The 11,537-nt window shown below is 34.3% G+C and carries 16 protein-coding genes; 15 read left to right on the top strand and 1 reads right to left on the bottom strand.

The window, feature by feature from the left end:
• Positions 1-283: 283 nt before the first annotated feature.
• From H8787_RS07400 to erm(B), 13 genes are all read left to right on the top strand, one after another.
• Positions 284-544 carry a metalloregulator ArsR/SmtB family transcription factor gene (locus H8787_RS07400; RefSeq protein ID WP_081528334.1) on the top strand — a complete coding sequence of 87 codons (261 nt, stop codon included), beginning with the start codon at positions 284-286 and terminating at the stop codon, positions 542-544.
• A gap of 293 nt (positions 545-837) precedes the next feature.
• Entirely contained in the window at positions 838-1,251 is a 414-nt protein-coding gene (locus H8787_RS07395; protein ID WP_081528335.1) for an RNA polymerase sigma factor, read from the top strand.
• A 117-nt stretch (positions 1,252-1,368) separates the two neighbouring features.
• Positions 1,369-1,749: a GntR family transcriptional regulator gene (locus H8787_RS07390; protein ID WP_081528336.1), complete on the top strand. Its 381-nt coding sequence runs from the start codon at positions 1,369-1,371 to the stop codon at positions 1,747-1,749.
• Positions 1,742-2,590 (top strand): ABC transporter ATP-binding protein, encoded by an 849-nt coding sequence (locus tag H8787_RS07385; RefSeq protein ID WP_081528337.1) that lies wholly within the window; start codon positions 1,742-1,744, stop codon positions 2,588-2,590. Before H8787_RS07390 ends, H8787_RS07385 begins: the two co-directional genes overlap by 8 nt.
• Complete coding sequence (locus H8787_RS07380; protein WP_081528338.1) at positions 2,590-3,219, top strand: ABC-2 transporter permease; 630 nt, start codon at positions 2,590-2,592, stop codon at positions 3,217-3,219. The genes H8787_RS07385 and H8787_RS07380 overlap by 1 nt, the downstream gene beginning before the upstream one ends.
• A gap of 452 nt (positions 3,220-3,671) precedes the next feature.
• Positions 3,672-3,986: a YdcP family protein gene (locus H8787_RS07375; RefSeq protein WP_000420682.1), complete on the top strand. Its 315-nt coding sequence runs from the start codon at positions 3,672-3,674 to the stop codon at positions 3,984-3,986.
• A 15-nt stretch (positions 3,987-4,001) separates the two neighbouring features.
• Entirely contained in the window at positions 4,002-4,388 is a 387-nt protein-coding gene (locus H8787_RS07370; RefSeq protein ID WP_000985015.1) for a YdcP family protein, read from the top strand.
• Between the two features lie 28 nt (positions 4,389-4,416).
• A complete protein-coding gene (locus H8787_RS07365) occupies positions 4,417-5,802 on the top strand; it encodes an FtsK/SpoIIIE domain-containing protein (RefSeq protein ID WP_000813488.1) in 1,386 nt (461 codons plus the stop codon).
• Positions 5,803-5,804: 2 nt separating this feature from the next.
• Positions 5,805-5,957 (top strand): hypothetical protein, encoded by a 153-nt coding sequence (locus tag H8787_RS07360; RefSeq protein WP_000879507.1) that lies wholly within the window; start codon positions 5,805-5,807, stop codon positions 5,955-5,957.
• 22 nt (positions 5,958-5,979) lie between these two features.
• On the top strand, positions 5,980-7,242 hold the full coding sequence (gene mobT, locus H8787_RS07355) for a MobT family relaxase (RefSeq protein ID WP_016397615.1): 1,263 nt from the start codon (positions 5,980-5,982) through the stop codon (positions 7,240-7,242).
• Positions 7,187-7,399, top strand: a complete 213-nt coding sequence (locus H8787_RS07350; RefSeq protein WP_029645760.1) for a peptide-binding protein — start codon at positions 7,187-7,189, stop codon at positions 7,397-7,399. Before mobT ends, H8787_RS07350 begins: the two co-directional genes overlap by 56 nt.
• A gap of 48 nt (positions 7,400-7,447) precedes the next feature.
• Positions 7,448-7,531 carry a 23S rRNA methyltransferase attenuation leader peptide gene (locus H8787_RS07345; protein ID WP_001814874.1) on the top strand — a complete coding sequence of 28 codons (84 nt, stop codon included), beginning with the start codon at positions 7,448-7,450 and terminating at the stop codon, positions 7,529-7,531.
• A 124-nt stretch (positions 7,532-7,655) separates the two neighbouring features.
• Positions 7,656-8,393, top strand: a complete 738-nt coding sequence (gene erm(B) / locus H8787_RS07340) for a 23S rRNA (adenine(2058)-N(6))-methyltransferase Erm(B) (RefSeq protein ID WP_001038795.1) — start codon at positions 7,656-7,658, stop codon at positions 8,391-8,393.
• Positions 8,394-8,649: 256 nt separating this feature from the next.
• Here erm(B) and H8787_RS07335 read toward each other — a convergent pair whose 3' ends face one another.
• Positions 8,650-9,897, bottom strand: coding sequence for an ISL3 family transposase (locus tag H8787_RS07335; RefSeq protein WP_000019067.1), 1,248 nt, complete (start codon positions 9,895-9,897; stop codon positions 8,650-8,652).
• 60 nt (positions 9,898-9,957) lie between these two features.
• On the opposite strand from H8787_RS07335, the gene H8787_RS07330 reads away from it, so the two are divergent.
• Both H8787_RS07330 and H8787_RS07325 read left to right on the top strand, forming a co-directional pair.
• Complete coding sequence (locus H8787_RS07330; RefSeq protein ID WP_221735475.1) at positions 9,958-10,272, top strand: hypothetical protein; 315 nt, start codon at positions 9,958-9,960, stop codon at positions 10,270-10,272.
• 174 nt (positions 10,273-10,446) lie between these two features.
• The gene (locus H8787_RS07325; protein ID WP_081528340.1) at positions 10,447-11,295 is read left to right on the top strand and encodes a MerR family transcriptional regulator; all 849 of its coding nucleotides are present in this window, start codon (positions 10,447-10,449) and stop codon (positions 11,293-11,295) included.
• The last annotated feature ends 242 nt before the right edge of the window (positions 11,296-11,537 follow it).

Raw genomic sequence — 11,537 nt, 5'->3', positions numbered from 1 at the left:
AGCTAAAATTGATAAAAAAAGAAGCAACTCCACGAGGGGCTGCTTCATCGATTTTTCGTAAGTGGGTACACACTTACTGTGCTTGCTACATAAGAATGATTTGTAAAACAAGCGTTAAGCGAGATATGAGTTTGTGTCTTAATTATACCAAGTATAGAAGTTAATGTCAGCGTATTTAAGAAACTATTTCTAAAAAAATTGAAATAGTTATTGAGTTCATCCTTGTGGTGATGTTATAATTATTTTGAAAAAATTTGAAATAGATTATGGAAAGGCTAAGCTAATGGATTATTATGATAAGTTTAAAGCTCTATCCGATCCGATAAGACTGGATATATTAAATGAATTGAATAATGGAGAGTTATCTGCAGGGGATATTGCAGAAAAATTTGCTCTACCAAATTCAAAAATTTCGTATCATTTAGCGATACTAAAAAAAGTAGATATGGTTACAGAAAGAAAATATAAGAATTTTATTTTTTATAGCCTAAATCGAAATGGTATTCAGGAAGCTTCAACTTGGTTTGATAGATTTCAAAAATAAAATTCGCATAAATAAGCTTTCTAAAATTAGCAATTACAAGGAGATGAAGATTTAACTGTTAATTAGGAGGATGATGTGCATGGGATGGGTTACGCACGATTTAATAAAAGGGATTCATAATTTTTTGTGCGGAAAATTTTCCTTATTGCATTTATCCTTTACCTAATTCTAAACTTAATAAATTAAATAGTAGAACTGTTTTTGTTCATTTGCGAGGACTCGGTGTGACATCATGCCGTAGTCCTCCTTTTTTGTCTTCAAACAAGATTTTGAAACGAAAAGGAGGACGAAGAATGAATAAAGAATATTTCTTGTTTGTAAACGGAAAGAAGATCAAAGTTAGCGAGGAGATTTATAAAGTCTATTGGCAAGAGAAAAATCATGAGAATTACTTGAAGCAGATAGATCGAAAAAATCAACTGCTTTTATTTTCTTCTTTTGACCATGATGGGCATTTTGAAGATAGTATCGTTGATGAGGGATTTGATGTAGATAAGATTGTTCAGACACAAATGATGATAGAGGCAGTGCGAGATGCACTATCAAAATTAAATGATGAAGAAAGAGAAATAATTGATAGACTTTATTTTAATGATGAAACTATTCGTTCGGTAGCTGAAACGAAAAAAATATCTCATCCAGCTCTCATAAAGAGAAGAAATAAGATATTGGACAAGTTAAGAGAATTGCTGAAAGACTTTAGGTAGTAATGAGAAGAAGCGGGCAAAGAAAATTTTGTCTGCTTCTTTTTAGATATTGAAATGTTTTAACTGTTATGCTATAATAATAACAGTTAAAACACAAATAACAGTAGGGGGTTGAGGATGAATATACAGATAAATAATTCCAGTGATGATCCAATATATCTGCAAATAAAAAATCAAATTAAAGCACAAATCATTTCTGGAGATTTGAAAGTGGGAGAACAACTACCTTCGATAAGATTCTTAGCGAAAGAATTAAGAGTAAGCATGTTAACTGCAAAAAGAGCTTTTGATGAATTAGAGTTAGACGGGTTTATAAATTCGGTACAAGGAAAAGGTAATTTTGTTGCAGCACAAAATAAAGAACTAATTCGAGAAGAATACTTAAAGAAAATTGAATCGAAGCTTCAAGAAGTAGTTGAACTTTCAGAAATTGCAGATGTATCCAGTGATGAATTGATAGAAATGTTAAAGAGTTATGTGGAGGGTGAATATGAGTAAATATGCTATTGAAATTAAAGATTTAGTAAAAACATTTGACAGTTTTAAACTAGGACCGGTAAATCTTACTATTCCGAAAGGAACAATAGTTGGATATATCGGACAGAATGGAGCTGGTAAAAGTACAACTATAAAATTGTTACTTGGGCTTTTAAGAAAAGACTCTGGCGATATAAGACTTTTAGATGAGGAAAATCCTAATAGTGTTGAACTGAAAGATAAACTTGGAGTGGTATTTGATGATTTGTTAGTGCCGGAAGAAATGACATTAATCGATGTTGAAAAGTTTTGTTATAGAGTTTATTCAAAATGGGATAAAAAGCAGTTTTATGGATTCGTTGAAAAATTCAATTTACCACATAAAAAGATGATTAAAAATTATTCTCGTGGTATGAAAATGAAACTTTCAATGGCTGTTGCTTTATCTCACAATGCTGAACTTTTGATTTTAGATGAAGCAACAAGTGGGCTTGATCCAATTGTAAGAGAGGAAATCTTGGATTTGTTATTAGATTTTATGCAAGATGAAAATCATACAATTCTTATTTCTTCCCATATTTTATCTGACTTAGAAAAAGTGGCAGATTACATTGCTTTTATTCACAATGGAAAAATCTTATTTATGGAAACAAAAGATGAGTTAAAAGAAAACTACGGTATATGTACTTTATCCAATGAAGAAGTAAATAACTTTGATGAAGAAGCCATTGTAGGAAGAAGAATACATTCTTTTGGGCAAGAGTTACTTGTTAAAAAGAGTCTTGTACCTGATGGTATCAAGTTACAAAAACCGTCAATTGAGGATATTATGATTTACTTTGTGAAAGGAGTGAGACAATAATGATAGCATTAATTTTGAAAGATATAGCTACTTTAAAAAAGACATTATTATTAACGGTTACTATCAGTATTGCACTGGCTGTATATGGAATTTATGAAAATGAATTGTTTATGGTTCCGTTAATATGTGCAATGATTCCGCTCATACTTACTGCAATCGCCTTTGGTTATGATACAAAATCAAATTTCGAACAGTTTGCATTTTCGATGCCAATAAAAAAGAGCAGTTATGTGTTGAGCAAGCTTTTCTTTGCATTTGCCTTTGGTTTGGTCGGTTCAATCTGCATTTTTGTACTGTTGATGACAAAAAATCAAATGTCATTGGATAATATAGTGTTTATTGCTTTAATTACATTAGCTGCTAGTATACTTATGTCTGCCATTCAATTACCATTTATTCTTAAATATGGTGCTGAAAAGGGTAGACTCATTATGGTAATCACTTATTTCTTAATATTTGCTTTATCAACACTGTTAAAAGAAAAGTCGGATTTTCTTGCAGAACTAATGGAGATTTTTAGTAAGAATTCTATATCAATGATTTGCTTAGGAATTTTAGTTGTAAGCATATTAATCATAGGGGTTGCAGTAAAATTGTCCGTTATGATTATGGAGAAAAAAGAATACTAGTTATAAATTATTTAATTTGTAGTTAGGTGGTAGAGATGGAAAAACAATTTTTTTATATAGCTGCTATTATATTTTTAGTATTAGGTTTAGCGGACTTAAGTAAAAGTTTTATGCTTAAAAATAGCATAAAAATCTAGTTATCCGCATAAAAACTGGACTTATCACACTTTATCAAGGTCAAAACCACTCAATTTACTACTAATTTACTACTTATGAATGAGCTTTGATACGACGATTTATCCTTGAAAAGTGAAGATATAAAGATACTTCCAATAAAATTTGAATATTTAATAGGTAGACACTTCAAAAAATGAGGTGTCTATTTTTTTACCCGATTTTGAAAGGAAGTGAACTTATGAAAACAAAAAATCAAGAATCAAAAGGTCGTTCCCCACTCTTTAAGACCATCAAACATTCATTCAGCCAATAAAAAAGAAAGGATAGGTAAAAATATGGAACTTAAATTTGTGATTCCCAACATGGAAAAAACATTCGGCAATTTAGAATTTGCTGGCGAGGATAAAGTCGTTCAGCGAAGAATCAACGGACGGCTAACTGTCTTATCAAGAAGCTATAATCTCTATTCTGATGTTCAAAGAGCAGATGATATTGTGGTGGTGCTTCCTGCTGAAGCTGGCGAAAAACATTTCGGCTTTGAGGAACGTGTGAAGTTAGTCAATCCACGTATTACCGCAGAGGGCTACAAAATCGGCACTCGTGGTTTTACAAATTACCTTTTACATGCTGACGACATGATAAAAGAATAAAGAAAGAGAGGAAAAATGATGAGATTAGCAAATGGCATTGTATTAGATAAAGACACGACTTTTGGAGAATTGAAATTCTCTGCTCTACGTCGTGAAGTGAGAATCCAAAATGAAGACGGGTCGGTTTCAGATGAAATCAAGGAACGTACCTATGACTTAAAATCCAAAGGACAAGGACGCATGATTCAAGTAAGTATTCCTGCCAGCGTGCCTTTGAAAGAGTTTGATTATAACGCACGGGTGGAACTTATCAATCCCATTGCGGACACCGTTGCTACTGCCACCTATCAAGGAGCAGATGTTGACTGGTATATCAAGGCAGACGATATTGTGCTGACAAAGGATTCTAGTTCATTCAAAGCTCAACCACAAGCAAAGAAAGAACCGACACAAGACAAATAGTCGCTAGGTAGAAAGGAGACTTTTTCGCATGAAACAGCGTGGTAAAAGGATTCGCCCATCTGGTAAAGATTTAGTCTTTCATTTTACGATAGCGTCACTCCTGCCTGTTTTCCTGCTGGTTGTCGGACTGTTTCATGTGAAGACAATCCAGCAGATCAACTGGCAGGATTTTAACCTATCACAAGCAGATAAGATTGACATTCCCTATTTAATTATCAGTTTCAGTGTCGCAATTCTTATCTGCTTGCTGGTAGCGTTTGTATTCAAACGGGTTCGCTATGATACGGTTAAACAACTTTACCACCGTCAAAAACTGGCAAAGATGATACTTGAAAACAAGTGGTATGAATCTGAACAGGTCAAAACAGAGGGTTTCTTTAAAGATAGTGCTGGTCGTACAAAGGAAAAGATAACCTACTTCCCTAAAATGTATTATCGACTTAAAAATGGCTTGATACAGATACGGGTGGAAATCACGCTGGGAAAATATCAAGACCAACTCTTACACTTGGAAAAGAAATTAGAGAGTGGCTTGTACTGTGAGCTGACGGATAAAGAGTTAAAGGATTCCTATGTGGAATATACTTTGCTCTATGACACCATAGCCAGTCGTATTTCTATTGATGAAGTAGAAGCTAAAGATGGTAAACTTCGCTTAATGAAAAACGTATGGTGGGAATATGATAAGCTCCCTCATATGTTGATTGCTGGTGGTACAGGTGGCGGTAAAACTTACTTTATACTGACACTGATTGAAGCCTTGCTTCATACAGATTCAAAACTGTATATTCTTGACCCGAAAAATGCTGATCTTGCGGACTTAGGTTCTGTGATGGCAAATGTCTACTATAGAAAAGAAGACTTGCTTTCTTGCATTGAAACATTCTATGAAGAAATGATGAAACGTAGTGAGGAAATGAAGCAGATGAAGAACTATAAGACTGGCAAAAATTATGCTTACTTAGGTCTCCCGGCACACTTCTTAATCTTTGATGAATACGTCGCTTTCATGGAAATGCTGGGAACAAAAGAAAACACCGCAGTTATGAATAAGCTGAAACAGATTGTCATGTTAGGTCGTCAAGCTGGCTTCTTTCTAATACTGGCTTGTCAACGTCCAGACGCAAAATATTTAGGCGACGGAATCCGTGATCAGTTTAATTTCAGAGTGGCTTTAGGTCGTATGTCTGAAATGGGCTATGGCATGATGTTTGGCAGTGACGTACAAAAGGATTTCTTCTTAAAGCGAATCAAAGGTCGTGGCTATGTTGATGTAGGAACAAGTGTCATATCAGAGTTTTATACTCCCCTTGTACCAAAAGGATATGATTTCTTGGAGGAAATTAAAAAGTTATCCAACAGCAGACAGTCCACGCAGGCGACGTGCGAAGCGGAAGTCGCAGGTGTGGACTGATCTTGCTGGCTGGTGTGGCAATAGCCACGCCAGCACTTAACCCCCCGTATCTAACAGGGGGGTACAAATCGACAGGAAACAGTCAAAAAAACATTAGAAAATCCTTTGGTTACAAGGGATTTACAAAATTTCAGCGTATGTCAAATGGGCTTTAAAAGTTGACATACGCCTTTTTGATTGGAGGGATTTTTACTGAATGAACAAACTTGGTTACAGCATTTAAAAGAAAAACGCTTGGCTTATGGACTATCTCAAAACCGTTTAGCTGTTGCGACTGGTATTACAAGGCAGTATCTAAGCGATATTGAAACAGGAAAAGTCAAGCCATCAGAGGATTTACAGCAGTCCCTTTGGGAAGCTCTGGAACGCTTCAATCCCGACGCTCCCCTTGAAATGCTGTTTGATTATGTAAGGATTCGCTTTCCGACAACAGACGTACAGCAGGTGGTCGAAAACATCTTACAACTGAAACTGTCCTATTTTCTTCATGAGGACTATGGTTTCTATTCTTATTCAGAGCATTATGCTTTAGGCGACATATTCGTCCTTTGCTCCCATGAACTGGACAAAGGAGTTCTGGTGGAATTGAAAGGTCGTGGGTGCAGACAATTTGAAAGCTATCTTCTGGCACAACAAAGAAGCTGGTATGAGTTCTTTATGGACGTTTTGGTGGCTGGCGGTGTGATGAAACGCCTTGACCTTGCCATTAACGATAAGACAGGGATTTTAAATATCCCTGTACTCACTGAAAAGTGCCAACAGGAAGAATGTATCTCCGTCTTCCGCAGTTTTAAAAGCTATCGCAGTGGCGAACTGGTACGCAAAGAGGAAAAGGAATGTATGGGAAACACCCTCTATATCGGTTCATTACAAAGTGAAGTTTATTTCTGTATCTATGAAAAGGACTACGAGCAGTACAAGAAAAATGATATTCCCATTGAAGACGCAGAAGTAAAAAACCGTTTTGAGATTCGATTGAAAAATGAGCGTGCCTATTATGCAGTCCGTGATTTACTCGTCTATGACAATCCAGAGCATACCGCCTTTAAAATTATCAATCGGTATATCCGTTTTGTAGATAAAGACGATTCCAAACCTCGTTCTGATTGGAAACTGAATGAAGAATGGGCTTGGTTTATTGGGAACAATCGTGAACGATTAAAACTAACCACAAAACCAGAGCCTTACTCCTTCCAAAGGACGCTGAACTGGCTATCTCATCAAGTTGCCCCGACCTTAAAGGTTGCGATTAAACTTGATGAAATCAACCAGACGCAGGTTGTAAAAGACATTCTCGACCATGCGAAACTGACAGACCGACACAAGCAGATTTTGAAGCAACAGTCAGTAAAAGAACAGGACGTGATAACAACAAAAAAAGGATATCTGTCAACCATACCAGTTGACAGATATCCAAAAAAAAGATATAATGGGAGATAAGACGGTTCGTGTTCGTGCTGACTTGCACCATATCATAAAAATCGAAACAGCAAAGAATGGCGGAAACGTAAAAGAAGTTATGGAAATAAGACTTAGAAGCAAACTTAAGAGTGTGTTGATAGTGCATTATCTTAAAATTTTGTATAATAGGAATTGAAGTTAAATTAGATGCTAAAAATTTGTAATTAAGAAGGAGGGATTCGTCATGTTGGTATTCCAAATGCGTAATGTAGATAAAACATCTACTGTTTTGAAACAGACTAAAAACAGTGATTACGCAGATAAATAAATACGTTAGATTAATTCCTACCAGTGACTAATCTTATGACTTTTTAAACAGATAACTAAAATTACAAACAAATCGTTTAACTTCTGTATTTGTTTATAGATGTAATCACTTCAGGAGAGATTACATGAACAAAAATATAAAATATTCTCAAAACTTTTTAACGAGTGAAAAAGTACTCAACCAAATAATAAAACAATTGAATTTAAAAGAAACCGATACCGTTTACGAAATTGGAACAGGTAAAGGGCATTTAACGACGAAACTGGCTAAAATAAGTAAACAGGTAACGTCTATTGAATTAGACAGTCATCTATTCAACTTATCGTCAGAAAAATTAAAACTGAATACTCGTGTCACTTTAATTCACCAAGATATTCTACAGTTTCAATTCCCTAACAAACAGAGGTATAAAATTGTTGGGAATATTCCTTACCATTTAAGCACACAAATTATTAAAAAAGTGGTTTTTGAAAGCCGTGCGTCTGACATCTATCTGATTGTTGAAGAAGGATTCTACAAGCGTACCTTGGATATTCACCGAACACTAGGGTTGCTCTTGCACACTCAAGTCTCGATTCAGCAATTGCTTAAGCTGCCAGCGGAATGCTTTCATCCTAAACCAAAAGTAAACAGTGTCTTAATAAAACTTACCCGCCATACCACAGATGTTCCAGATAAATATTGGAAGCTATATACGTACTTTGTTTCAAAATGGGTCAATCGAGAATATCGTCAACTGTTTACTAAAAATCAGTTTCATCAAGCAATGAAACACGCCAAAGTAAACAATTTAAGTACCATTACTTATGAGCAAGTATTGTCTATTTTTAATAGTTATCTATTATTTAACGGGAGGAAATAATTCTATGAGTCGCTTTTTTAAATTTGGAAAGTTACACGTTACTAAAGGGAATGGAGATAAATTATTAGATATACTACTGACAGCTTCCAAGAAGCTAAAGAGGTCCCTAGCGCCTACGGGGAATTTGTATCGATAAGGGGTACAAATTCCCACTAAGCGCTCGGGACCCCTTGTAGGAAAATGTCCTAAGTGGGATATCTGTCAACTGGTATGGTTGACTAAAAATACTTCCTACGAAAATGTAGGGGGTATTTTTTTACGAAAAAATACAATCGATTCTTAAAAAGAAAAATTTTTGATTGGCAAAACCATAACAAGTTCGTTTTAGGGTTTTGATTTTGCGATTGATGCCTTCTAAAGGACCATTAGAGTATTCAAATTTAGCGCTATTTAAGACATATTTTCTGTTTTGACGAAGGGTTTGAATAGCAGTATCCATTTCTGTATTGGTTTTTTGGTAGTCTAAGATGGTTGACTCTAGTAATTCACTATTGCGCTCGTTTAGGGCTTTCGTGATATCTTGGTAAGTTTGGTATACTTCAGCGAACTTGGAAAATTTACTAGTAATGAGATCAACAGCATTTTGGCGAGTCATATATTGTTTAACGCCGCGAAGAAAAACTACTTCTTCAGGGTGAAGATCTTCAGCTTTTTTATGGAATAGCTTCCAATGTGACTTCATAATTTTATATTCTTGGCTCTGTTTATCAAGTTGCTTTAGGATAGAGATACGACAATTGTCCAAAGCGCGACCAGCTAATTGTACAAGGTGGAAGCGATCAATAATGATATTGGCATTAGGGAAAAGGCGATAGATAAAACTTTGATATTGAGCATTTAAATCAATTACAACTGATTGAACGCATTCGCGTTCGGCTTTTGAATAACGACTTTCAAAATAATCAACAATGGTAGGTGATAGACGATCCTGTAACTTTGTGACAATTTGGTGGGTTTCAGCGTCACAACAGATAAAGGACATCACAGACTTAATTGAACGAAACTCGTCAAAACATAGATGCTTAGGCAACTTAGCCACACGATAGTGTGGTTCCATGCGCTCTAAGATTGTTCGACGAACACTGCTAGGAGAGCAGTGACACATTTCAGCAATAAGCTGACCAGATAAGCCTTTACGAGCTAAAAGCATGATTTGATTTTTGAGATCACTGGATAAGGTTTGATTTTCTTTGGTTAAATTAGTAATAGCACCAAAAGTAGTATGGCATGATTTACATTTATAGCGTTGTTTACGAAGCTCTAGTTCATATCTTCTCCCATTTAAACTTGCCAGTCGTACATGAGTTTTGCGAAAGCCATCCTTATTAACTGTGGGAAAGCCACAGTTACGACAACGATTAATCGGATAAGAAAGAGTAGCTGTTATTAGCGTTATATACTCTTTAACAGAATCGTTGTTGTGTTCAGCTTCTTCAACAGAAATAATTTTAATATTTTTATCTTTAATTCCAAGAATATTTAGGATAGAATCATTATGGGACATTTGTTTAACCTTCTTTCATGATTTTTGTGGTGAATTGATTGTATAACGAGGGGACAGCAAATGTCCTCTTTTTTGTATAAAAGTAATACAGATTATGTAAAAGCAGAGGTTGTATCTATATGGCAACCAAATCCGGAGGCTGTGAAAAAAGGAAATTCCAAATGGGCAAATTTTATGTACTTAGTTGATGGTAAACAATATATATCTAGTAACAGAATACAGGTTTCTATGAATACGAAAGTAGGAGACTTAAAGCAAATAAAATATGATAAAAGAAATCCTGAAAAAATTTATGGGTTTTCAGTAAAAAGAGCATGTATTCTTTTTATCGTTGCAATTGTTTTATTTATAATTGCTAAATTTAAGTTGTTTTAGTGGAGGTGATTAATATGCCTAAAATTCCATCGCTTGTAGTCTTTTGTATGATATGTATTCCGATAATAAGATTAATTTATTTGGCTATAAAAAAGAAAAAAATACGAGTAAGTTTTTTGCTTGACCTGTCCGTTGGGGACAGTGCTATCTTTTAATTAAAGGAGGTGGCAAACCATGTTAAGAAATGAAATTCAAAACAAAACAGGTTTAACAAGAAAAGCAATTGAATATTATGAGGAGAAAGGACTTATAAATCCTCAAAAAACTGAAAACGGTTATAGAGATTACAGCGAGAATGATTTAGAGGTTTTAATTCAAATATCTTTATTTAGAAAACTTGGAATTAGTGTAACTGAAATAGAAGGGTATCTAACCACTGGCATTAGTGCATTATCATCTGTTTTAAGAAGAAAGCAACATCAATTAGATGTTGAAGAGAAAAGAAAAGAAGTCCTTGAACTTGTAGTTAAAGGTGAAAATCAGGAACTTATAAATGAAAAAATTAAATTGATTGAAGCAGAGGAATCAATCTACGAAAGATTAGAGAGATTATTTCCAGGATATTTTGGACAAATGTTATTTGCAGCATATCAACCATTTTTAAATGAATCATTAGGAAAAGATGAGGAAGAAGCATTTGAAAAATATGTAGATTACTTAGATAATTTACCATTATTTCAGTTAAGTAAGGATGAGCAAAATTATATTGAAAAGATAAGTTCTACTTTTGATATGCAGATACTAAAAAAAGTTAATAAAGATAAAATTAACGCTATTGAAAATGTTGAAAAATGGCTAAAAGAAAATGATAATACTATTTCTCAATATGAAGAATATAAAAACAGTGAAGAATATCAAAAGAGCCTAATGAAGCAAATTCAAGATAAATTACAAAACTTTATGAAAGACAACAAGTATTATGAAATTGCGATTCCACTTATTAGAAAATTTAGTAAAAGCTATGATGATTATTATAAGAAACTAATCGTAGCAAATGATAAGTACTTAGAAATTAAATGTTAATGGTATTGAAAAGTATCTACTTGTAAATAGTGGGTGCTTTTCTTTTTTTTAAAATTTCATAAATCTGGTTACCAAGAGGGATAAATTTTCACTATTAAAGTGTAGGGGGAAATTTATCCTTTTTGCTTTTGAGGTAGAAGAGAAAATCTATTCCGTTATTAAGCAAAGAATCCTACATAGCAGAAAGCTAATTGATCTTTGACAACTGAATAGACCAAGGTGGGACGTTATCCATTTGTGGA

The sequence above is a fragment of the Streptococcus sp. NSJ-72 genome (assembly GCF_014334035.1).
In the GTDB taxonomy this organism is placed as follows: Bacteria; Bacillota; Bacilli; order Lactobacillales; family Streptococcaceae; genus Streptococcus; species Streptococcus constellatus.
Note: the sequence above shows the minus strand (reverse complement) of the source record. Positions and strands in the feature narration are given on the sequence as shown.